The 22417-nt window shown below is 59.0% G+C and carries 23 protein-coding genes; 11 read left to right on the top strand and 12 right to left on the bottom strand.

The genetic code is table 11. The features are described 5' to 3' along the window. Positions 1-29: 29 nt before the first annotated feature. Both FME68_RS06775 and FME68_RS06770 read left to right on the top strand, forming a co-directional pair. Positions 30-293 (top strand): hypothetical protein, encoded by a 264-nt coding sequence (locus tag FME68_RS06775; protein ID WP_070524133.1) that lies wholly within the window; start codon positions 30-32, stop codon positions 291-293. A 3-nt stretch (positions 294-296) separates the two neighbouring features. Next, the gene (locus FME68_RS06770) at positions 297-1085 is read left to right on the top strand and encodes a zeta toxin family protein (RefSeq protein WP_158396819.1); all 789 of its coding nucleotides are present in this window, start codon (positions 297-299) and stop codon (positions 1083-1085) included. 154 nt (positions 1086-1239) lie between these two features. Here FME68_RS06770 and FME68_RS06765 read toward each other — a convergent pair whose 3' ends face one another. Next, the gene (locus FME68_RS06765; RefSeq protein ID WP_154762388.1) at positions 1240-3132 is read right to left on the bottom strand and encodes a heavy metal translocating P-type ATPase; all 1893 of its coding nucleotides are present in this window, start codon (positions 3130-3132) and stop codon (positions 1240-1242) included. Then, the gene (gene cmtR, locus FME68_RS06760) at positions 3129-3488 is read right to left on the bottom strand and encodes a Cd(II)/Pb(II)-sensing metalloregulatory transcriptional regulator CmtR (RefSeq protein ID WP_070510053.1); all 360 of its coding nucleotides are present in this window, start codon (positions 3486-3488) and stop codon (positions 3129-3131) included. Before cmtR ends, FME68_RS06765 begins: the two co-directional genes overlap by 4 nt. 490 nt (positions 3489-3978) lie before the next feature. Between cmtR and FME68_RS06750 the strand changes: the two genes are divergently transcribed. Further along, a complete protein-coding gene (locus FME68_RS06750; protein WP_158396817.1) occupies positions 3979-4287 on the top strand; it encodes a HigA family addiction module antitoxin in 309 nt (102 codons plus the stop codon). Between the two features lie 54 nt (positions 4288-4341). Here the strand turns inward: FME68_RS06750 and arfB are convergent, their stop codons facing one another. The 4 genes from arfB to FME68_RS13240 form a co-directional block, all read right to left on the bottom strand. Continuing rightward, a complete protein-coding gene (arfB, locus tag FME68_RS06745; RefSeq protein WP_010187974.1) occupies positions 4342-4785 on the bottom strand; it encodes an alternative ribosome rescue aminoacyl-tRNA hydrolase ArfB in 444 nt (147 codons plus the stop codon). 31 nt (positions 4786-4816) lie between these two features. Then, positions 4817-5326 carry a putative glycolipid-binding domain-containing protein gene (locus FME68_RS06740; RefSeq protein WP_158396815.1) on the bottom strand — a complete coding sequence of 170 codons (510 nt, stop codon included), beginning with the start codon at positions 5324-5326 and terminating at the stop codon, positions 4817-4819. 76 nt (positions 5327-5402) lie between these two features. Beyond that, positions 5403-5789 (bottom strand): Fic family protein, encoded by a 387-nt coding sequence (locus FME68_RS13245; protein WP_101736553.1) that lies wholly within the window; start codon positions 5787-5789, stop codon positions 5403-5405. Next, entirely contained in the window at positions 5789-6139 is a 351-nt protein-coding gene (locus FME68_RS13240) for a Fic/DOC family N-terminal domain-containing protein (protein ID WP_070524145.1), read from the bottom strand. Before FME68_RS13240 ends, FME68_RS13245 begins: the two co-directional genes overlap by 1 nt. A 354-nt stretch (positions 6140-6493) precedes the next feature. Between FME68_RS13240 and FME68_RS06725 the strand changes: the two genes are divergently transcribed. Continuing rightward, on the top strand, positions 6494-8053 hold the full coding sequence (locus FME68_RS06725; RefSeq protein WP_328287751.1) for an ATP-binding protein: 1560 nt from the start codon (positions 6494-6496) through the stop codon (positions 8051-8053). On the opposite strand, the gene FME68_RS06720 is transcribed toward FME68_RS06725, so the two are convergent. Together FME68_RS06720 and FME68_RS06715 are read right to left on the bottom strand one after the other, a co-directional pair. Continuing rightward, positions 8028-8678: an MOSC domain-containing protein gene (locus tag FME68_RS06720; RefSeq protein ID WP_158396813.1), complete on the bottom strand. Its 651-nt coding sequence runs from the start codon at positions 8676-8678 to the stop codon at positions 8028-8030. The genes FME68_RS06725 and FME68_RS06720 overlap by 26 nt on opposite strands. 29 nt (positions 8679-8707) lie before the next feature. Next, positions 8708-11239 (bottom strand): hypothetical protein, encoded by a 2532-nt coding sequence (locus tag FME68_RS06715; protein WP_230308920.1) that lies wholly within the window; start codon positions 11237-11239, stop codon positions 8708-8710. Positions 11240-11354: 115 nt separating this feature from the next. Between FME68_RS06715 and FME68_RS13445 the strand changes: the two genes are divergently transcribed. Both FME68_RS13445 and FME68_RS06705 read left to right on the top strand, forming a co-directional pair. Continuing rightward, positions 11355-12071, top strand: a complete 717-nt coding sequence (locus FME68_RS13445; protein ID WP_158396809.1) for a helix-turn-helix domain-containing protein — start codon at positions 11355-11357, stop codon at positions 12069-12071. Between the two features lie 24 nt (positions 12072-12095). Beyond that, positions 12096-12809: a Fic family protein gene (locus FME68_RS06705; protein ID WP_328287750.1), complete on the top strand. Its 714-nt coding sequence runs from the start codon at positions 12096-12098 to the stop codon at positions 12807-12809. Between the two features lie 103 nt (positions 12810-12912). Here the strand turns inward: FME68_RS06705 and FME68_RS06700 are convergent, their stop codons facing one another. Together FME68_RS06700 and FME68_RS06695 are read right to left on the bottom strand one after the other, a co-directional pair. Continuing rightward, positions 12913-14496, bottom strand: a complete 1584-nt coding sequence (locus FME68_RS06700) for an alkaline phosphatase (RefSeq protein WP_158396805.1) — start codon at positions 14494-14496, stop codon at positions 12913-12915. Positions 14497-14730: 234 nt separating this feature from the next. Beyond that, positions 14731-15339, bottom strand: coding sequence for a CueP family metal-binding protein (locus FME68_RS06695; protein WP_158396803.1), 609 nt, complete (start codon positions 15337-15339; stop codon positions 14731-14733). 115 nt (positions 15340-15454) lie between these two features. Between FME68_RS06695 and FME68_RS06690 the strand changes: the two genes are divergently transcribed. The 4 genes from FME68_RS06690 to FME68_RS06675 all read left to right on the top strand — a co-directional run bounded on the left by FME68_RS06690 (position 15455) and on the right by FME68_RS06675 (position 19637). Beyond that, positions 15455-15835, top strand: coding sequence for a zinc ribbon domain-containing protein YjdM (locus FME68_RS06690; RefSeq protein ID WP_070684573.1), 381 nt, complete (start codon positions 15455-15457; stop codon positions 15833-15835). A 91-nt stretch (positions 15836-15926) separates the two neighbouring features. Then, positions 15927-17498 carry a type I restriction-modification system subunit M gene (locus FME68_RS06685; protein ID WP_070684575.1) on the top strand — a complete coding sequence of 524 codons (1572 nt, stop codon included), beginning with the start codon at positions 15927-15929 and terminating at the stop codon, positions 17496-17498. 1 nt (position 17499) lies between these two features. Then, complete coding sequence (locus FME68_RS06680) at positions 17500-18696, top strand: restriction endonuclease subunit S (RefSeq protein ID WP_083321586.1); 1197 nt, start codon at positions 17500-17502, stop codon at positions 18694-18696. Then, positions 18696-19637: a restriction endonuclease gene (locus FME68_RS06675; RefSeq protein WP_070817950.1), complete on the top strand. Its 942-nt coding sequence runs from the start codon at positions 18696-18698 to the stop codon at positions 19635-19637. The genes FME68_RS06680 and FME68_RS06675 overlap by 1 nt, the downstream gene beginning before the upstream one ends. Positions 19638-19813: 176 nt before the next feature. On the opposite strand, the gene FME68_RS06670 is transcribed toward FME68_RS06675, so the two are convergent. Further along, positions 19814-20992 (bottom strand): hypothetical protein, encoded by a 1179-nt coding sequence (locus tag FME68_RS06670; RefSeq protein ID WP_158396801.1) that lies wholly within the window; start codon positions 20990-20992, stop codon positions 19814-19816. Between the two features lie 234 nt (positions 20993-21226). Between FME68_RS06670 and FME68_RS06665 the strand changes: the two genes are divergently transcribed. After that, entirely contained in the window at positions 21227-21769 is a 543-nt protein-coding gene (locus FME68_RS06665; RefSeq protein ID WP_158396799.1) for an excisionase family DNA-binding protein, read from the top strand. A 51-nt stretch (positions 21770-21820) separates the two neighbouring features. Here the strand turns inward: FME68_RS06665 and FME68_RS13440 are convergent, their stop codons facing one another. After that, positions 21821-22114: a type II toxin-antitoxin system Phd/YefM family antitoxin gene (locus FME68_RS13440; RefSeq protein WP_083309044.1), complete on the bottom strand. Its 294-nt coding sequence runs from the start codon at positions 22112-22114 to the stop codon at positions 21821-21823. Positions 22115-22417: the final 303 nt, after the last annotated feature.

Here is a 22417-nt window from a genome sequence, read left to right as displayed (position 1 = left end):
ACCGACATGGCGCTGCTATTCTTAGCGCCATGAGCACCGCCAAAGTCCCGGAGATCGAGTACGCAGCCTTCGACGCCATGAAGGAGGTTGCGTCCTCGCTGAAAGCTGCCTACCTCACTAGGGCTGCTGAAGCAGGCAACGATGTTGAATCACAATGGTGGATTCGTCAGAATTGGCTGGTAGAGGACATAGTCAGTGGTGTTGATTCAACCGACATTGAAGCCATCCGCGCCGCTGCGGCTCTCTTTGCGCAGCGGCTTGAAGCCCTCTCCTCCGAGCACAAAGCGGCATAGCCTATGCTTTCCGCCGCTGACTTCCCCGTTGATCCGCAGGTCATGGAGCAACGGCTAAAGACTCTGCAAGCCAGCTACTTTGGCCGATCGAATGCTCACAGTCCGTCTGTTCCAGAAGTCATTTATGTGGCGGGGCAGCCAGCGTCAGGCAAATCAACGGCTATTGAATCTGTAAAGAATGGTCATGCGGTCCTTGATTCCGATGAGGTTCGGAAGCTGCACCCCGCCCTCGACGAGATCATGGAGCGCGACCCCCTGCGCATGGACGTGCTCACCAATGGCCCGGTCCCCTATTGGATGTCCTCGCTCATTGAATATGGCCGCCAGCATGGGCATTCGCTCATCATTGAAAACACGCTGTCTAACCCGGAATTCATCGCGGGTGAAATAGCCAAGTTTCGCTCCGCGGGTTTCCGCGTGAAGGTCGTGGGCCTGGCGGTGGCGCAGGAGGTCTCCAGGCTGGGCGTCGTCCAGCGTTACTTGGAGGCGAAGCGCGTGAGCCGCTACCCGCGCTGGACCAATGAGGTTTCCCACACGACGGGCTTTAAGGCCATCGTCCCAGGGCTTCAAGCGATTGCCCCGCTTGTCGACGACCTCGAGATCCGCACCCGCGACGGCCGTACCTTGAGCGGCATCGAGGATATTGAGGCTGAGCGCGCAACCTGGTTCGACTCCCCCGCCATTCGTGCTGATTGGCTGGCCCGCTTCGACAACTGTGACTTGAGTGGTCTTGAATCCGAGAAGCTCACGCAGAACCTCGTGGCTGATGCAGAGCGTATCCGCAAACTTTAAGGCTGTGCCCGTGGAACTATTAGGTTCACCCACAGTTCCCGTGCCTGCACGCATCGAGAAGGACCAGGCGGTGAACTCGAATGACTCGCCTGGTCCAACGTGTGTGTGCGCTCGGCGCGTGGTTCAACCCTTATAAGACTTGCCGGTCACAGCCTCAGCGTTTCGCTCGTGCAGCCCGCAGGCCGTTCAAGATCACGATGACTTCGGCGACTTCGTGTACCAACACGACGGCGGCCAGGCCCAGTACACCGCTGATCGCCAGTGGCATCAACACGATGATGATGGCCAGAGACAGCACGATGTTTTGGTTGATGATCCTGCTGCCTCGGCGGGCGTGCTGCAGCGCCTGCGGGATCAGCCGGAGGTCGTGGCCAGTGAAGGCGACGTCAGCGGACTCGATCGCGGCGTCAGAGCCGGTTGCTCCCATCGCAATGCCCACCGTTGCGCCCGCCAGTGCCGGCGCGTCGTTGATGCCGTCGCCGATCATCGCCGTCGGCGTCTTGGAGGAGAGTTCGGCGACGATGCTTGCCTTGTCCTCCGGTCGCAGCTCGGCGCGCACGTCGTCGATTCCGGCGATTTCAGCTAGCGCCCGGGCGGTGCGAGTGTTATCGCCGGTAAGCATGCTCACTTCTACGTCGTTGTCGTGCAGGGACTGCACGGCATCGGGCACCTCGGGCCGCAACTCGTCGCGCACCCCGATCGCCCCGGCGAGAGCGTCATCGACGGTGACTAGGACGCAGGTCTGGCCTTCGGACTCCATGCGCTCAACGTCCGCCTTCAGTGGCCCGGCGTCGATCCATCGGGGGCTGCCGACCAGCACCCGTCGGCCTTCGACGGTGCCGCCGATGCCTTGACCGGCTTCCTCGCTGATATCCAAGGCGGTGGGCGCTTCGGGCTCCGCTGCCACGATCGCCGCGGCGAGGGGGTGCGTCGATTGCTGCTCAACCGCCGCCGCGAAGGAAAGCACCTGCGCCCGATCGAATCCGTCTGCCGGGACCACTCCGGTAACCTCGGGCTGGTTGCGGGTAAGGGTTCCGGTTTTGTCTACCGCTAGGTGACGGATGCCGCCGAGTCGCTCGAACGCCGCGCCGGACTTGATGACTACTCCGAACTGGCTGGCCGCGCCGATCGCGGCCACGACCGTCAGCGGCACGGAGATTGCCAGCGCGCACGGCGACGCTGCGACCAGGACCACCAGCGCACGGGTGATCCAAGTCTCGGGGTCGCCCAACAGCGAGCCGATCACGCCGACCAGCACCGCCAGGATCATCACCCCGGGCACGAGAGGTCGGGCAATCCGGTCGGCGATCCGGGCGCGGTCACCCTTCTCCGCCTGCGCCTGCTCGACGAGGTCGACGAGTGTGGTCAGCGAGTTGTCCGTTCCAGCTGCGGTCGTCTCGACCTCCAGCACACCGGCGGAGTTGATCGCTCCCGCGGGTACCTCGTCGCCGGGCGCAACCTCCTCCGGAATGGATTCTCCGGTGATCGCTGAGGTGTCAAGGCTGGAGTGTCCGGACCGAATGATGCCGTCCGTGGCGATCCGCTCCCCGGGGCGTACGACCATTAGCTCGCCAACCTCAAGGTCCTTCGCAGTGACCTCGGCCGTCGTACCGTCGCGCAGCACGGTCGCGGTTTGCGGTACCAGCTTCAATAGTGCCCGCAGTCCGCCTTGGGCCCGGTCCATCGCCTTGTCTTCCAGCGCCTCGGCGATCGAGTACAGGAACGCCAGCGCCGCGGCCTCTCCGACGAAACCAAGGATCACCGCGCCGACCGCGCTGATCGTCATAAGCAAACCAATGCCGAGCTTGCGCTTCGTGACAAGGTTCCGGATCGCTCCAGGTGCGAACGTGTAAGCGCCTAACAGCAGGCCAAGCCAATACAGTACCGTTGCGGGCGTTTCCAAGTCGGACCAGTCCAGCGCCAGTCCTGTAATGAGGGCTACGCCGGAGAAGATCGGTAGCAGTAGCTCGGGGTCCTTCCACCATGGCCGATCGAGCTCTTCGATCTCCGTGGCGGGTTCGTGTTCGCATCCACATGCTGAACTCATGCGTCCGTTCCTTTCTCGCCGCAGCCGGGCACCGAGCACTCATTGTCGATGCAGGGGGCATTCTCGTCGACGGCCAGCGTCGCGTTGACCAGCGCTTCGAGCGCCGCCGCGAGGTGCGGATCGGCAATTTCGTAGCGGGTCTTACGGCCCTCCGGCTCAGCGACGACGATGCCGCAATCGCGTAGGCAGGACAGGTGGTTCGAGACGTTCGAGCGAGTCAGATCCAAGCTTTGCGAAATCTCGGCCGGGTAGCCCGGACCGTCGAGTAGGGTCATCAGGATTCGGGAACGCGTCGGATCAGCCATGGCCCGGCCGAGCCGGTTCATAACGTCGAGGCGTGAAGCAATAGTCAGCATGTGCTGAACAATACAACGTGTGCTGAACTATTCAAAATCCACTGAACTGACGGTTACGCGAAGGTCCTGCGACCTGCAGGAATTAGTCGATGGGATAGCAGATGACTGGTCCTTTGTGGTTCGGCTGCCACCCAACGCGGGAGCGACGTGCGCGGCGAGGTTCTCCAGAATCTTCACGTTGACGTCCACGCCATCCCGCACAACCTTTACGTGTTTCCATGCGCCCATATGTTCTCTGTGTGCTGACGTAATTACAGTTTTCTGATTGTTGCAGGCTAACGAGAAAGTAACTTTGCAACTACATACCGTGGAGTTCAAATTTAACGCGTAGCGTTATTGACGCTTCGCGTTATGGGGGATAAGGTGAAGCATGATCCAGTCGTTCGCTGACAAGGACACTGAGCGTCTGTGGAATCGAGAGCGGATTCCCCGGGGAAACCGGCTCGAGGCGTTGAAAGGTGATCGGCGGGGCCAGAGGAGGTTGAGATCGTTGACTACCACTGACAAGCTCCCTCCGGTTCACCCCGGTGAGATCCTCATGGAGGACTTCCTCAAAGGAATGGGGATCACCCAGCACAAGCTCGCCGTCTCCATCGGCGTTCCGCCCCGCCGGATCAACGAAATTGTTCACGGTAAGCGCGCTGTAACCGCTGACACGGCCCTTCGTCTAGCGAAGTTTTTCGAGATGAGCCCCCAGTTCTGGCTCGGGTTACAGGCTCAATATGACTTGGACGTGGCGGAAGACAAGATCCTCTCGGAAATCGAGTGGATTCAACCGGTCCAAGTTGTCTCAGCGTAGCGGTTACCCGAACCAGGTCCGTCAGCGTGAGGATATGCATGCGGATGGTTCGAACTAGGGAATTTGGGGCCGCCGTCGCGTGGACTTGAGTTCCGAGCGCCGCTTTTTCGCTTCGAGACGGCGTCGCACCGAGCTCCGCGTCGGCTTGGTCCTGCGCCGCGGGGGAGGAGGCGGAGCGAGCGCCTCGCGCAAGAGGGCGGCCATGCGTTCGCGTGCCTCAGCGCGGTTGCGTACCTGCAATCGCTGGGTCGATGCGGTAACGGTAAGGACGGTGCCGTCTAGGCGGTGCTCGTGGTTGTGGAGGACGCGGCGACGCTGGGCGTCGGAAAGCGATGAGCACGTAGCGATATCGACGGAAAGCTGCACTTTGCTGTCCGTAGTATTGACGCCTTGGCCACCTGGTCCCGACGACTTCGCGAACCGCTCCGTCAGGTCGGCGGCGACGATGACCAGACCCCCGGGGATCCCTGGGCCAGGTGCGATGGTCAGGTCGTTCATACCGCCCAGCTTAGTTAGAGTTGCTTCCGGATCAGACCCGCCGTGCGAGATCAGGGTAGTGTACGACCACGCCGCCACCGTCGACCTCCAACTCGACGTCGACTCCCCGTGTTCCGCTTTCATATCGGACAGTTTCAGAATCGACGGAGCTGTAGTACTGGTCTGATGCGATCACCTGGAGGGACGGTATATCAATCCAAGCCATGATCAGCTGCGTTTTCGGAACCTGAGTCTCAAGCAGCGTCAAGCGACGAATAGGCATTGTGTTGGTGAGAGGGCACAGACCGAGAGCGCAATCGAGTGCGGCTTTCAGGTCGGCTGACTGGACGATACCGGGGGAGGGCAGATCTTCAAGCTGGGCGCCCTCTTCAGTGGTTTCCGCCGACCACACGCCTTGCTCGGACCTAAACAGCTCGAGGCTTCGCCCCCATCCGTCGCCTTCAACGTTCACCGACACACGTTCAGTCACCCAGTTCTCCTCGGCGCGCAGTTCCCACGTGGCCTCGTATCCATCGCCGTATTGCACTCCGGAAGCGGTCAAACCGGCTCTTAAAAATGAACTGCGGCCTAGTTCCGGATGAGGGGAATCTCGACATGCTCCCACTTATACGTGCGCTTCATGGTGAGGATTTTCCCACGCTTGATGGTGCGAAAAGGCAGGTAGCTTTCGATTTGGACCACGTACCGAGGACGAGGCATACCGGCAGAATGGTGTATTCAGTAAGTCCGCGACGCAGAAGAATCCCATGAATGAGAGCACGGCCCACACGGCCGTTGCCATCTGCAAATGGGTGAATCGTTTCGAATTGAGCGTGAGCAATCGCGGCCTGGATGAGAGCACCGTGCGAAGCGCCATCGAGGTAAAGACATAAGTCGTCCACGAGGTCATGGACTAGACGTGGGGGCGCTGGGATGAACTCGGCCCCAAAGGGTGTGTGGTTACTTCCACCAATCCAGTTTTGAATAGTGCGGAGACCAGTGGGGATAGAGCCCTTCTCCCCCATCAACTCTCTTTGGAGCTTTTCAAGAAGGCCGATGGAGATGTTGGTTCGGTGGCAAAGCTCTTCTCAATGGAACACAGAACGGTGAGGTTACGCGCAACCTCTTCCGCGCTTTCCTTAAAGCCGCGGACTTCCTTAAAGCCGCGGACTTCCTCCTTTTGGGCGAGTTCCGCGAGGACAACCTTGTCGACGTTGGGCGCAATACCTTCAATGCGTGAGGAAGAAATCGCCTCAGAACGCATGAGTAAGCGGGCCACAGACTCCAACTGGCCAGAAGCAGCATGACGGTTGAGATTCAAGATCTCTCGCTCGATACGTGCTGCCCGGCTGGTGAGCTCTGGGGAAAACTCCATGCCTTACTTACAAAATGGTCAGGGACATAGACCTAAAAAGGGCCTCCGGCCTTATCGCGCCGGGGAATGCCGGAGCCTGATTCGGGGATCCAGCTCTCGGTAACGTAGTGAGGCTTGTAGAGGCTATCCATTCGTCAGACAGCAAATGAGTGGTTGGATAACTCTTATCCAACCACTCATTGCGGTTTATGCGCTAGATAAAGCTTAAACATACGGGGTTTCAGGGCCATAATTTGGCCTCAATGAGAATGTCAATGACACCTCAATGGGAAGATCAATGAGAACTCTTGTCATTGAAGAGGAATGAAGTTAGCATTGAGCCGTCATTGTTAACATTGAGGGCGGGTATTCATCGTGAACAATTGGTCCGAGAATCAGCTGAGAGAGCTATTGGCTGAGCTTGAGTTGCGCGGCGGTGATTCAACAACAGTCGAGGTCAAAACCGCTCAAGGGGGCATTCCGGACTCTCTACCGCAGACATTGTGTGCGTTCGCAAACATGCCGAGTGGCGGCCTTATCATTCTCGGTGTCAATGAGAAGGAAGGATTCATTGTCACTGGCATTGAGAATCCTTCGGAGATGGAGGCTGCTCTGGCCTCGCAGGCGCGTCATGCCATCACCCCTCCAGTCACAGTGCATACCGACAGTGTGGCAATAGATGGCACGCATGTCGTGATTGCGGAGGTTACGGGTCTTCCGATCATTGATAAGCCTGCTATCTACAGGGGAGAAGCGTATCTTCGAATGGCTGATGGGGACTACCGTATGAGTGCCTCGGAGCTGCGCATGATGGACGTGGCAAAGCTGCATGCCGAAGAGGCAGTGTCCTATGACACGACGATTGTGGAAGGCACGAGCCTTGCAGACCTAGATAGCGACGTGGTGCAAGATTTCTTGGTTCAGGCGCGGAAAAAGAATCGGCGACTATCGGGACTTACTCAAGATGAGGACGTCTTACGGGCGCTAGCGGTGACGACCGCGACTGGAGAGCTGACGCTTGCTGGCCTGTATGCGCTGGGTTTCTATCCCCAAGGGCATTTTCCCTCCTTAGCAGTAACGGTGGCGCAAAGGCTACCAAATGGTTCGAAGCACGGGCGAGTGTTGGGGTTGGAGACCTTTGAGGGGCCCGTTCCGGTGCTGTTGAACTCGGTAATGGGATGGGTAAGGCAACGTTTAGCCGCCGTACGGCGATATCGAGAGGACGGATCAATGGTGGAAGTTCCTGAACTTCCCCTTCCGGCCATTCGAGAGGCCGTGGCTAATGCATTGGTGCACCGTGATCTTGGGCCAAATACGTTGGGTGCGGGTAAATCGATTGATGTCCGCCTATTACCGGACAAGATGGTTATCTCCAGTCCAGGAGGCCTACGGGATCTGACGGTTGAACAGCTCAAGTCGAGAGATCTGGCGCGCCAGGAGATTAACCAGCGGCTCTATAGACTGTGCCGATATCTCAAAGCAGACGATGGCTCTTTTGTTATTGAGGGCGAAGGCGGCGGCGTGCAGCTCATGCTGGATGCCGCGCGAGAGCAAGGACTACCGGAGCCTGACCTGATAGATTCTGGCGTGCAATTTACGGTGAAAATGTGGCGGCCGGACACTCGTGGAGAGGCCCGTATCTGGGAGCCACTACGCAAGGAGGAATCAGGCACCGGCCCGGAACGACGAGTGGATGCACCAGTGACCTTGGAACGCCTGGGTGTTAACGCCCCGCGCGTAGCGGAGGCGCTGCGTACGGCGGCACAACCGCTGTCTATCGGCGAAATAGAAACAGCCACAAACCTTACTCGAGCGCAGGTCCGATATGCGCTGAAGTCACTGGTGAAGGCACGATTCGTGCGTATGGATGGCACGCGCGGTTCACAAGCGACAACCTATGAATGGCTAGCTAACCGCGGGCCTGCAGGCGCTTGACCAGCTGATCGTGGTGAATGGGGGCGAGGCAGCCGGCGTCGACGACGCGCCGGGCTAGGTCCTTGTCCCCCATCTTGGCGGCGAAGGCCATGCCCATGGTGATGCCATGGTCGGGGCGGCTGATGAGGGTGATCTCATCGCCGGGATTGATGCGGCCCGGCTCGATGATGCGCAGGTAAGAGCCGCAATCGCCGCGCTCTGTGAAGGACTTGAGCCAGCCGGGCTCGTCCATCCAGCCGGAGAAGGTGGCGCAAGGCTGGCGCGGGATAGAGACTTCGAGCACGCACTCCCCCACCTGAATGCGCTGGTTGATGAGCATATTCGGCCAGGAAATCCCCTCGGTGGTGAGGTTCTCCCCAAAGTAGCCGTCACGCAGAACGCGGTTGAGCGTGCCCTCCCAGTAGTCAAGCTCCTCGCGGGCATAGGCGTAGACGGCCTTCTCGGCGCCGCCGTGGTGGGCGTGGTCACCGATGGAATCCCCCACCACGCCGGAGCCGTCACCGTAGGCGGGCCCGGGGACCTCCAAGTCCAGGAAGGGGCGCGGCTGCTTATCGATGCCCGTGTACTCGTGCCGCCCGTGCGGCTCGGGGCGGCGGACAGCGACGTTCGTGGAGATAACTTTCATGCTCACTCATTGTGGCACACCTCACGCGCTTATACGTCGCGATCGCGGAAGAGAGCTTCGGCGGTCACGAGGTCGTAGAAGAAGAGGCGGGGGGCGAGGGGGAGGACGTCGGCAAGCATAGGCATGTCCTCCTTGAGCAGGGGGCTTTCCATGATGATGTCGTTCGCCGCGGCGCGAGACGCCAGTGCGAAGGCATAAGAGATGTAGGGCATCCACGCAGCGGCATTGAGCTCATCAGCCGTGTTTCCGCTGGCAAAGGCGCCCAGCGCGATAAGGGTGTGGCTGACGGACATGTCAACGCCCGCGTTTTGCACCAGCGAGGCCAGTGCCGTGGCGTCCTTGCGCAGGTGCTCGATGGTGCCCAGCGCATCGAGTGCGCCGTTGTTGGCAAAGCACTCGCGCAGCGCGGCGACGCGGCCAGCCTCCCCCATCAGGTTATCGACGGGCGGCGTGGGGCTGTGAATGGTCGCAGCATTCAGCAGCATCGGGCGGGTCAGGCCATCGGCGCCGGATTCGCGCACGGCGTTCAGCTCCGCGTTCTCGCTGGCGGAAGGATCGAGCAGGAGATCCAGGTAGCTATCGGCGCTCGACTCGGCGGTGGGCTCCAGCGGAGAGTGGAACAAGCGCGTGCGCGCGAGCGAGCGGGCCTGCTGGTTCACGCTAACGCCGGTGCGCGCCAGGGCGTGGAGCGCGTCCTCCGGTTGGGCGCGAAGGCGATCAATCGTGCTGTCGAACATCGCCTGCAGCTTCGGGTTCGGGCTGCGCTGCGAGAGCACGTGAAGCGCGCGGAAGGTGCCCCACAGCTGTTCCGGAGTCCAGTCCTTTGAGGCCAGAGCTGCGGGAGAGCCTTCCGGCGTGATCACGATGGAGGCGCTGGAGGGGCGAGCGGGGGCGGCGAGGTTGGAGTCGGCGCGGAGCTCGCGGACGTCGACAAGCAATGAGCCCTGCTCAGCGAGGTCTGCGGGCAGTTCGAAGCCGTCCTCGGTTGCGGTGAGCTGGGTCGGTGCAACTGTTGGTTCAGCCAATGGCCAGGCCCAACCCACTACTTCTGCTGGCGGCTCAGCGTTCTGTTCGATAACGATGTTGGCATCGGCATCGAGGAGGCCGCGGCTGACGAAGGGAGACTTGCGGATGGTTGCCAGCGCCGCGTAAATCAGGCTGGTGGACGCGGAAGCTTCATACTCCACGATGCGCCGCTCCAAGCTGCGGGCCTGGTGGGCCGCGCGCTCCTCCGCCGGAAGGGAGTCCAGGTAGTCCTCATAGGACAGCGTGGACCACATGAGGAAAAGCTCCGCCGTTGGCTGCTTGCGCACGGCGTTGGCCAGCGCGGCATTGGGCACGGCGAGGCTGGTGACCGCTTGGGTCGTCTTCGACGTGCGGGCCAGCTCCTTGATCTTTTGGCGGCCGTCAATGGTGACGAACTTGGCCAGCGGGAGCGGGCGCGGGGAGTGGACGGTGAACATGTCATCTTGATCAAGCTGGCCCGCAAAAATCACCGGCTTATCGGAGTGCTCGGTGGGCTCCAGGCCGATGCGCTTGACGCGGCTGAACAGGGCCTCGGGCCAGACATCGAATTCCAGCTCATAGCCGGCGTCACTGGCCACTACCTCGCGGCGCGAGACCTCGGTGTCCTCGAGGGTGCGAAGGCCCTTCTCCAGCGCGATGGGCTTCTTTGGCGGAGAGGCCAGCGTGTAGCTGAAGCGCGAGTGCGCGCCGAGGGCGTCGATGATGCGGAAGTCCATGCCGCGCGGACCGTCGTTGGTGGCGCGCATGTGGAGACCCTCGGCGAGGGAGATGAAGCGGACGTCGACAAGCTCCTCGTCGTGCCACAGCGACACCTTGTACCGGCCCACCCACGGGTCTTCGTAGAGATCGCCCGGGAAAGGCTCGGCGATGCCCGCGTCGAAGGTCTGCTCCGAAATCTCCTCCTGCTCGCCGCCGAGGGGAGCGTAGGTGAGATCGATGCGCCACTCCCCTTCCGCGATAAGGTGCACGCGCGGGGACTTGGTGAATACTGGCTCGTTGTCGAGGCCCCGGGCGTTGGGTAGCGTGGCAACGTTAAAGTCCCACTCGAAATCGCTGTGCTTGGCGACGTCCACCGGTTCCCTCTGTGGCACCTCCACCCGCTCCGGCAGCGGGCCTACTTCCCAGCCGGCCCAGATGCCGAGCGGCTTAGCGTCCTTGAGGGTGCCCTGCGGCGCGATAAGCGTGGTGCGGTCATAGACGATGAAGGGCGCGTCCTCGGTGATGCCGGTGAAGGTGATGGTTTCGATGAGGACCTCATCGCCATCGTGCAGGGTGACCTCGATGCGGGTGAACGGCCCAGGGATGCCGACTTCCAGCGGCTCTTCGGTGGCGAATTCACGCACCGAGTGGGGGCGATCGATGAAATGGGACTTGACCACCCACCGCGGATCCGTCAGTTCCGCTTCGGGGTACGTAGCGGGCAGCTGAAGCATGAGGATGTTGCTTCCCCGGCGCAGTGAAATCCGGGGGCCCTGTTCGATGAAATCAGTGGTGACCAACGGCGTTGTGGGAAGTGAATAGATCTCCGCGCTCATTTTTTTCATCATAGGACACCGTGGGGTGCTGTTGCCATGTCGCTGGTAGAAGTATCACCTGTCCTATGCGTAGGACAGCTGTCCTATCTATAGGACAGCTAGCTATAGTAGGGCCATGGACCCAGTACAACTCCTCAAGAAAAGCCCACTGAGCCTTAGTGAAGTGTCGCGGCGTTCGGGGGTCTCACGAAATACGCTCAATCTGTGGTTGCGTGGGACAGCTCAACCGAGTTTGGCTGGTTTGGAGAAGGTAATGCGCGTGCTCGGATACGAGGTTTCCGTATCTGTACACCGCACCAGTGATGCCGCGGCCGCGACAGCCGCCCGAGTGCTTTGTGGGGACCTTAAGAGTGAGGAACCGGACGTTAAAGCCTGGATTGACCGCTTTGTGCAGTGGGGTGACGCCCCGGCCGGCGGCGGTAGCTACCAGGCTCTCATGGAACGGGCCGCGTGGGCCTCCAATCCTTATGGCCGCCACGGGTCTCTCCACTTTTTGCCGTCGAATCCCATAACGGTTGCCTCAGCGGTTGATGCGAGCGGGCAACCATGGGCGATGTCGGGTGCCTTTGCAGCTCAACGAGTCGCGGGGCAGATCGCTGGTGCAGGAGAACCTCAATCAACGTTGATCTGGTGCACAAATCCAGCAGAGATCGTGCCTTCGTTGCCCACGCGGATTCGTGCCAGTGCCGAGCCCGTATCCGGAGGGATCACGCTCGTGCCAGTGGCTGGTGAAGAGCTAACGGGCGCAACAAAAGAATCAGGAATACACTACGTGTCACCGCACCAGCTTGCTATCGATGCGTGCGCAGAAAACTATGTGGGAGGGGCATAGGTGATGAGAAGAGCGACGAGCCGAGTGAGCTGGGAGCACCATGAGCGACCTCTCATTGTGGAGTTGGGGACCGAGCGCGCGTTATTCCGACTAACCAAGCAACTTCCTGACTTGGTGTGGAATGCCGCTGCGCTGGAAGGAAACACGTTTACCCTCCCGGAAGTCCGCACGTTGCTCGATGGCGTCACTGTCGGTGGAAAGGCACTTGCTGAACAGCAACAGATCTTGGATTTGTCAGAAGCTTTTAACCTGCTCCATGAGCTGGTCATCAACGAGAAGTATGCGGTGGATAGAGCCACCAGTGACGCGCTCCATGCTGTCCTTGCAAGGAACGAGGCTCTCGATGCCGGACTTTTCCGTGGTGAAGGCCACGTGGAGGGAGATGGCGGTGGCGTGCGGCTCATGGACGGCGGGTTCATCCCCTTTGACCCTGCTGAAGAGTTGGGTGAAGCCCATGCTGATTTGCTGGCCTCCCTTCAAGGATGTGGAGACCCCGTCGAGCAAGCGTTGGCCTATTTCTGCTCTGCTACACGCAGCCAGTTCTATTTCGATGGGAATAAGCGGACCGCCAGGCTAGTGGCGTCCGGCCTTTTGCTCAGTCATGGATACAGCGCGTTGAATATCCCTCACGCGCGGCGGTTGGAGTTCAACCTTGCCCTCGATGAGCTCTTCCGTGCTGACGACGCCACAACGCTGATGGATTTCCTGTACGACTGCCTAGCGGAGTCCTCCCAGTAGAGGGAGAAGACTCGAAGTGCGTGAACGGCAAAGGCTCTCCGCTTCGAAAGCGGAGAGCCTGTCTGGGCGCTGATTGTTCAGCGCGTCGCTGAGCGCCTAGTGCCTAGCGGAACATCCTCTGCAGGGCGGCGAAGTCAACCTTCACGATGCCCATGGACTGCAGGTAAGCAGCGATAGCGCCGAGGATGGCGGCAGCAACGCCAGCGCCCAGGAAGCCGGCGCCGATGGAGGAGCCGACCTTGCTGCTGGTGTCATCCTTGCTCTGGTTGCCCTGGTCGCCCTGATTCTGGTCATCGCCCTCGTCCTCCGGGGCGGAGCCGTCAGCGAACCACCAGTCCTGGATGATCAGGTTGGCAACGTCGGTGTTGTCGATGTACTTGCCGCGGACCGGGTCGGTGCCGGTGGCCTTGGCCATGATGTCCTCGGAGCCAGCGCCCTTGAAGAAGAACGGAACCACCTGGTTGGTGTGTTCGCCGGAGTACCACTGGTGCTCCGGAGCCTTGCCCTTCTCACCGGTCTGCGGGTTCCAGGAGGCGGTCTCTTCCTTGCCGGAGAGGTAGCCGGTCTCGTGGTCAGCGGTGACGATGAGCAGGGTCTCGTCCCAGCTGGAGTTCTCCTCAACCCAGGCGATGGCGGCGTCGACAGCCTTGTTGAAGTCCTGGGTCTCCTCGATGTCGCGGCCGGTCTGGTTGGAGTGGCCCGACCAGTCGATGGCGCCGCCCTCAATCATGACGGAGAAGCCCTTGTCGTTCTGGCCCAGGGCGTTGAGGGCGCCCTTGGTCATGGTCGGAAGATCAACGACGTCATTCTTCGGGTCGGTGCCCGGCTCAGCGGCATCCGGGTTACCGTCGCGGCCCTGCTGCAGGGTGGACGCAACCGGTGCGAGGCCGAAGTACTTCTTGTCGGCCTCAACGTTGCCCTCAGCCCACTTCTCAAAGTCAGCGGTGTTCTCGGCGAACTCCCAGCCAGCGGAGCCATCACGCAGGGACTTGAAGGAATCCTCGGAGATGTACTTGTAGTTCGGCGCGTCTACCTTCTGCGCGTTGTCATCGAACTCTGGGTGGCCAGCGCCCATGACAACGGAGAGGTCAGAGCCGACCATCTCTTCAGCGATCTCGGTGTAGTTGTTGCGGTTCTTGTTGTGCGCCGCGAAGGCAGCCGGGGTGGCGTGGCTGAACGGAACGGAGCTGACAACACCAGCGGACTTGCCGTGGGAAATAGCCTGCTCGGAGATGTTCTTCAGGGAGTGGCCGTACGGGGACTTACCCAGAACACCGTTGTCCACCTTCTGGCCGGTGGCCATGGCGGTGCCGGCTGCGGCGGAGTCGGTGACCTTGTTCTTCTTGACGTAGTCGTGGTCGGTCCAGGCCTTCTCCGGGTCGTAGGAGCCGCCGTCTGGGAAGGTGGTCATGGAGAGGCGGTTGAAGTCCTCGAAGGCCTGGACGGACTCACCGTCGAGCTCCTTGGCCTGGCCGTCGAAAGCGCCCTCAACCAGGTACTTGGACTGGCCGGACTCGTAGAGGTTGGTGGATGCGATGTGGTTGTAACCCATGCCATCACCAATCATGTAGATGACATTCTTCGGGCCCGAGGTTGCGGCCTGCGCGGGGGCGACGACACCAGCGGTATCAAGGGAAGCGACGGTCACAGCCGCGCAGGTGCGCAGCGCACGAGAGGAAATACGCATTATTGAGCTTTCTAAAGTGAAAAGAGCGAGCAAGAAAAGAGACGGACTGGGGGCCATTGTTCGCATGGCCGGAATCCACTCTGAGACCGTAATAAGCGCAGATGTCGGTTCGGGGAAGGAGAAAGTAAATCAAAGGAAACTCTATGTGGCGGTGAACGATCCTGAGGACAGTGGATCGTCGACAAGCGGTGCGTCCCTCACATGGAACGCACCGCTCAGCGTGGGCATGGTTGGCTAGGCCATCTGCAGTGTGGTCACGCAGGTAGCGCCCTCCTCGGTGGTGTTCAGGGGAACCTCACCGGTCTTGCCGTCGTGGGTGATGGTGATGGTGCCGTGCTTATCGGCGGGCAGCCAGTACCCAATGAAGCCGTTGTCAAAGGTCGTAGTGTCTTCGTTGACCAGCTCTTCTCCGGAGTCATCGGCGATGGTGACGTGGATGTCTCCCTTGCTGAGCTCACCAGTGCAGGTGGTCAGGGAGTGGTTGAAGCAATCATGCGTCTGGGTCATGTATGGCGCGATGGAGACGTAGAACTTGTCCTCCGGCAGGGGCAGGGATGCTTGGCCCTGCTCGGCGGTGAGGACCAGCTCGTTTGGCAATACGGAGGCGTGAAGATTGCTATTGCGCTCCCCCTTGGGCATGTGGTCTAGCTTGTCGATGACCTCCGGGCCGTCCAACCCTTCGAGGTCGAACTCGGCGAGGATCTCCTCGGCAGGCACCTGTTGGATGTCGGTGCTGGAAGCGGCGCTCTTCGAGGCTTCGCTCGGGACGGGGCTCTCCGTGGAGCAGGCGGACAGGGTGATGGCTGCGGCGCACACAGCCGCAAGAGAAATGAGGCGTTTCATAAGTCTTCCGAATGGGTCCGATTATGTTCACTCAAGCCTATACCCCACCCGGGTATCCATCAATGGAATGAGAGAAGGATCATCTTTTCCCCCTACGCAGGCTAAACTCTCCCCTATGTCTGATACTTCGGCCGCAACTCTGCCGCCCTGCCCCGAATGCTCCTCTGAGTACACCTACGAAATGCCGCCGCTCATCGTCTGCCCTGAGTGCGCGCATGAGTTCTCCGCCGACGCTGCCGAAGCCTCGTCCGCGGAAGGAAGCGAACCGACCATCGTCGACTCCGTGGGCAATGCGCTTGCCGACGGCGACACGGTCACCATCACCAAAACCCTTAAGGTCAAGGGCGTTCAGCAGCCACTCAAGGCTGGCACGAAGGTGCGTGGTATCCGCCTCAACGTCGATGCCGGCACCGGCCAGGAAGACCACAACATCGATTGCCGGATTGATGGTTTTGGCGCGATGAAGCTCAAGCCTGCTGTGGTGAAGAAGGTTTAGTATTAAAACCTGCGTGGGGCAGACTCGGAGGCAGTCCCCTACCGCGAGCTAATAGCCGGCATGGCTCCGCATGACAGCTACCCTGAGTTACATGATTACCGGCGCCCTTAAGAACAACGTCGACCGCATCTGGGACACCTTCTGGTCCGGCGGCATTTCTAACCCCGTTTCCGTCATCGAGCAGTTCACCTACCTGCTCTTCATCAAGGATTTGGACGAGCGTCAGGTCCAGATTGATAAGCGCCGGGCGTTGGGGGATCCCACCGCGACGGAAGACATCTTTGATGCGAGCCAGCAGGATCTGCGGTGGCGCAACCTCATCGAAGACCGTGACATCGCCCGCCGCAAGGCCACCATCATCACCAAGGTCTTCCCCTTCCTCAAGGAGATGGGCGGCACCGGCTTCCAGGAGCACATGGCTAACGCCTCCTTCGAGATTGAATCTGAGGCCACGCTCTCGCGAGTCATGGAGCTCATTGACCAGTTGCGCTTTCCGAACAAAGACATGAAGGGCGACTTGTATGAGTACATGCTGGACAAGCTGTCCACCTCGGGCACGAATGGTCAGTTCCGTACACCCAGCCACATCATTGAGCTCCTCGTCGCACTCATGGAGCCGACGCCAACGCAGCGGATCATCGACCCGGCTTGTGGCACCGCGGGCTTCCTGGTGGCCGCCAACGATTGGGTTGCTCAGCATCACCGCGAAGACCTCTACAACAAGGACACGCGCTCTAAGTTCATCAAGAAGGGCCTGACGGGTTTTGACTTTGACAAAACCATGGTCCGCATTGCTGCGATGAACATGTTTATGCACGGTTTTGAAGAGCCCAACATCTCGCACCACGATTCCTTGCAGAAGCTACCCACAAAGTTTGGGGATTTCGACCTTGTCCTGGCCAACCCGCCTTTCGCGGGCAGCCTGGATAAGGACTCCATCGATCCCAAGCTCAAGTCCGTGACCACGGCCAAGAAAACTGAGCTCCTCTTTGTCCACCGCTTCCTGCAGCTGCTCAAGCCGGGCGGCCGCGCTGCGGTGATTGTCCCTGAAGGCGTTCTCTTCGGCTCCACCAAGGCGCATAAGGCCCTTCGTAAAATTTTGGTTGAGGATCAGCGCCTGGACGCTGTCATCAAACTTCCCTCCGGCGTGTTCAAGCCTTACTCGGGCGTGTCCACCGCCGTGCTGTGCTTTACCCGCACCGATTCCGGTGGTACCGACGAGGTGTGGTTCTATGACGTCACCGCGGATGGCTACTCCCTGGATGACAAACGCACTCCGCTTCTCGAGCGCCCCTTGCTCGGCCCCTCCCCTGCCTCCCACATCCAGGACTTAAGTGATCCCGCGCTTGCCGACGTCCCCACTCCCGTCACCCTCACCGACGAGCAGTTGAAGCTCAACAACCTTCCGGACGTGGTTGCCCGCTGGCACTCCCGCACCACCGATGAGCGTGAGCGCGCCCGCACGGACTACTCCTTCACCGTGCCCAAGGAGGAGATCGCCCAAGCCGACTACGACCTCTCCATGAACCGCTACAAGGAGATCGTCCTCGAAGCACAAGAAACCCGCGACCCCATGGACATCATCGCCGAAATCGAAGAACTCGACCGCGACATCACCCAGGGCCTTGCCAACCTCAAGGCCATGCTCAGCGAGGGGAAATAGGATGGCTAGCACTGCAAAGCATGATTGGCCGATGGTGCGGTTGGGGGATGTGTGTGAGGTCGTTTCAGGCGGCACGCCGAAGACGAGTGTTGAGGAGTATTGGGGCGGTGAGATCCCATGGGTGACTCCTGCCGATCTGAGCAAGCTCAAGGGACTCGAAATATCTTCTGGGGAACGAGCTATTACTCAAAGAGGTGTTGACAAAAGCTCTGCCGTGCTTCTTCCTGCAGGCAGTGTAGTGCTTTCGAGCCGTGCACCAATTGGTTATGTCGCAATCGCACAAGTACCCATGACTACGAATCAGGGTTGCAAGAGCTTCATTCCTTCCTCCGAAATAGATGCACGCTACCTAGCCCACTATTTGCTATCGCAGAAAGATGCCCTTCAGTCGCTGGGTACAGGTGCGACATTCAAGGAACTCTCAAAAACAAGGGCCGCGGACATCCGAATCCCCCTCCCTCCCCTCGACGAGCAGCGCCGCATCGCGGCGGTTTTGGACGAGGTTGGCCGGCTATCCTCAATACAGATAAAGAAAGTCGAAGGCCTTGAAGCTCTAAAGCGGGTTGTCGTTGAAGAGTTTCTAAAGGCAAGGGGGGATCAAGAAGTTGAGCTTGGTACCATCTCCGAAATTCAATCTGGAATTACAAAGGGTAGAAAGGTCTCGAAAAAGAGTACAACCTCGATAGTGCCGTATCTTTCGGTTTCCAATGTTAAGGATGGATTCCTTCAACTGCATCCGATTAAGGAAATCAACGCGACAAATGACGAAATATCGCGATATCAGTTGCAACGGGGCGACATCGTTCTAACAGAAGGCGGGGATCCCGACAAGCTGGGGAGAGGAACAGTGTGGAATAACGAGATCCCGGTTTGCATCCATCAAAACCACATTTTTCGCGTCCGCATTCTGCAAGACTCGACTGTAATGACGCCTGAAGTGCTGGCTGCGATACTTAGTAGTTCGAGGCCTAAGAAGCATTTCTTGAGGTCAGCGAAACAAACAACTGGAATTGCTTCGATAAATAAGTCGCAGCTTTCTCGAACACCGATCCCAAATTTGACGCGAGATGACGTAAGAGCCTTATCGCTTCAAATTGAGTTATTGAAGTTAGAACAAGAAAGAGCTGAAACTCAGCGTTCCTCTTTTGAGGAGCTTCGACAGTCCCTATCCACTCGCGCATTTCAAGGAGAGCTCTAGTGGCTATCGAAAGATGGGAAGCCTACATGATTTCGGTGTTGGAGGCTCTTAACGCAAATGGTGCTGAGCTCCGGCGTAGGGAGCTCATCGAGATAACTGCGTCTTATGCGGGCATTACTGACGAAGAGAGGCTTGAGACCATTGCGTCGGGGCAGTCGCGCTTTGAAAACCGTGTTGGGTGGGCGTTGACATTCCTTAAGAAGGCGAATGCCATTACTTCACCGGCGCGGGCGCGTTTTCAAATTACAGATTTTGGCCGTGACCTGTTGGCGCGCTACCCCGAAGGAATGACGGAGAAGCAGCTGTTGGGAGAGATTGCGGGCACGGAAGCGGCACTTACGTGGCGGGGCAGGAATCCTGGGCATAAGGCTGGGGACGAGGTGGGCGTCGATAAGCAAGATGTCCTTCCAGAGGCCGAGAGCGAGCTCGATCCGGTAGAGCAGGTGGAAACCGGTGTGTCTCGTAACAACGAATTCGTGGCTGGTGAGCTGTTGACTCGGTTGCACGACAATGAGCCGGCGTTCTTTGAACAGGCAGTGCTGGACTTGCTCATGGCCATGGGATATGGCGGTACGCAGGGCAAGGCTACGCGTACGCAGTTATCCAATGATGGTGGAATCGACGGGATTATTGACCAGGATGCGCTGGGGCTGTCCCGTATTTACGTGCAGGCTAAGCGGTATGCGTTGGACAAGAGCATCGGCCGACCGGCTATTCAGGGATTCGTGGGTGCGCTGCAGGGTGCGCAGGCGGATCGAGGGGTGTTTCTGACTACAGCGACGTTTTCAGATAAGGCGCAGGAGTATGCGGATGCGGTGTCGTCACGCGTCGTTTTAATCGACGGGGACAGGTTGGCGAAACTGATGATTCGTTACGGCGTAGGTGTGCAGGTCAAGAGGACCGTGGCCCTGGTCGAGGTGGATGAGGATTACTTCGAGTAGGTAGGGGCGGATTCTTGTGTTTGCGGGAGCGAGTACAGCCTTTCGCTGCGTTTAAAAAGGACAGGCGCCCAGCTCAACGAAATGGAGCTGGGCGCCTGTCATTGGTCACGTCGGGGAAACTATTTCCGCTCTTTCGCCTTAAAAGAGTTAATGGCGATGACCTAAGAAGCCAATCTCTAGAAAGGGAGCTTGAACCCTAGTTGCGGCAGGAAGGCCACAACACCAATACCTGCGGCGGCAAGAATTGCCAAGACGATGGCGATGATTCCGCCAGTGGAGGAACCGCTGTCATTGGTCTTATTGGGCTTCGGCGCTGGAGTGGTTGTGGTCGGCTTTGCGGGCGCGGTGGACGTAGGCGCAGAGGTGGACTTGGTCGTGGTCGGCTTGGGCTTGGTTGTAGTTGGCTTTGCCGTGGTCGGCTTCGCGGGTGCAGTAGGAGTAGCTGCCGGGGTGGTCTTAGCCGGACGGGTTGTGGTTGGTTTCGTCGAAGAAGGAGGCACAACGGAAGTGGTCGGTGCCGTGGTTGTGCTAGTGGACGGAACTGGTTCAGAGGTCGGCGGCGTAGCAGAGGCCTCAGCTTCGGATTGTTCCTTCGCGAGGTAGGCGTTTTCGCAAGCACCAGCAAGGGTGACAGTGGAGCTGAAGGGCAAGGTAAAGCCCATGACTTCGAGGCCTGCTACGGCTTCGAATTCATCCTCGAGAGGTTGCAGACGAAGCTCCCCCGGCTTCATGAGATTGGTCAGCTTTTGAGAAGTAGTGGGGAAACCAGCATGTAGACCTGCGGAGTACGAGGGCACCTGCGTCCGAAGATCCATGGCAGAATCCTCGACTTCACCGTTCTGTGAGTTCACTACGGGGAGATCGCCGTAGGGATACTCAGCGAGTTCGCTGGGAGTCCAATTGCGCGCCACTTCCCAATTGAAGGGATATCCGTTGGCCGCCCAATCCTTGTACTTGGCCTCAGTGTCAGAATTGGTGAATACGAGGTAGGAAGCGTCCAAGCGGTCGTAGCCCTGAGCTGCAAGCTCAGCCTCAGTGGGGAGCGCAAAGAAGCTGATGTCAGACCAGAAAGTGAGCATTCTGTGGGTCTGAGGGGCGGAGTCTAGGCGGGCAAAGCTGTCCGCATACTGCGGGAAGTCCTGGCGCATGCGGTTCTGCAGTTTGGTTTGTTCCTCGAGTTTCGCAGCGAAGTACTTCTTAGAGATTTCCTTTTCCGTGGAGTCGAGGGAGACCACACAAATCTCTTTGCCGTTGCGAGTGTCCAGCTGAGCATCGAGAGCAGTAGCGGAAGGGACAGAAACCAAGGAGAGCGAAACGGCGATGGAGACGCCAAGGCCGAGCCGAGAGTATGTCATGGGAGAGTTCAACTTTCAGAGAAGAGAAATAGTGACCTTGTAGTTATAGCCCAAGATTGTGTCTGAAGTCTTGGTTATTAGTAATCAAAATTATTTTTATGGATCTGCTTGTTTGTTGGCCTGCTGCCTTGAAGAAACGATGCATGCCGCAGCATGAAAATGAGTAGGCATTCATCGGGCACGAGGAGCTGCGTTCGCTCTTTCGAATTTTTCGAATTGCCCTATGATGAACTTATGGATGAGGCACGGAATCACCGCCCCCACACGACGCTTCCGCCGCAGGACCTGAAAGCCATGCTTGACGTGAGCAGGTTCTTAGAGCAGCAGTCGGGACCTACTGCGCTAGTGGGGCCCGACGGGCAGGCGGTAGATCTGCCCGAGGAGGCATTGAGCGTATTACTTGACGCAGTTCACGCGATGCAGCAAGGAAAGGCCGTGACTGTTGCGCCCGTAGACCAGTTGCTCACAACGCAGCAAGCGGCAGATTTCCTGGGCATTAGTAGGCCGACTCTGGTGAAGAAGCTTGAGGATGGATCGATTGCGTTTGAGCGCACTACCGGTGGAAGGTATAGGAGAGTTCGGCTCGTTGACCTATTGCGGTACCGAGATGGGCTGCGGAGTGAACGCCGCAAAGCACTGCGAGAGCTGGCGTCTGAGGCCCAGCGTGCTGGTGCCTATGACGTAGATACTCTAGATAAAACTGACGGCGCTGTGGACATTACGCAGATCTTTAAAAACGTCCGCAAGGAAGCGGCGCAGAAGGCTCGGCGTGGATAGTCTGTCGGCGCATCTGGATGGGGTCATGCAACGAGCCATCCACATAAGCCATCACAAGCGGTCGTCACGGTCCAGTAGCGAAATAATGTCGGTTCCAGGACGCAGATTGTCTGTGTGCCTTGGCTGCGGGGCTGTGGCGGCTGGCTGTGAATAAGGCTCTGGAGCGTGGCTCAAAATTCCGGCAGCCACTAATTGCTTCACGGGGCTATCTGGGGATGAGATGGGGACAATTCGAACGATGGCTTGATTGCGGTCAGTGATGACCACGTTGTGACCCGTAGCGGCCACTGCACGCACTATGTGCTCAGAACGCTGGGTGAGTTCGCGCAAAGAAATACTGGTCATCGTTTTAGCTGCCTTGTCTGAACATCCGGTGGACGGGAGTTTTGTCCTTCTTTATTGGTTTATTGGTGTCCTTGTTTTTGAGTGGTGGACCTTGGAACAGCCAACTGTAGAACTGCAGGACAACGGTGATTCTAGTGGCGTATTTAGGCAAGGACAAGGGGCGAATGCAGTGATTAACCAGGGAGGACGGCGATAGGTCAGGGAAGAGAGAGGCTGAAGAGATTGACCCGGGAAAGGAGTAATTCTGGTAGCTAGGTATAGGGCGGTGACTTAGAATTACTGGAATCAAGCTGTATTCGATAT

The organism is Corynebacterium hiratae (assembly GCF_009708045.1).
Taxonomy (GTDB): Bacteria; Actinomycetota; Actinomycetes; order Mycobacteriales; family Mycobacteriaceae; genus Corynebacterium; species Corynebacterium hiratae.
The sequence above is the reverse complement of the archived record's forward strand: the minus strand, read 5'-3'. Positions and strand labels throughout refer to the sequence as shown.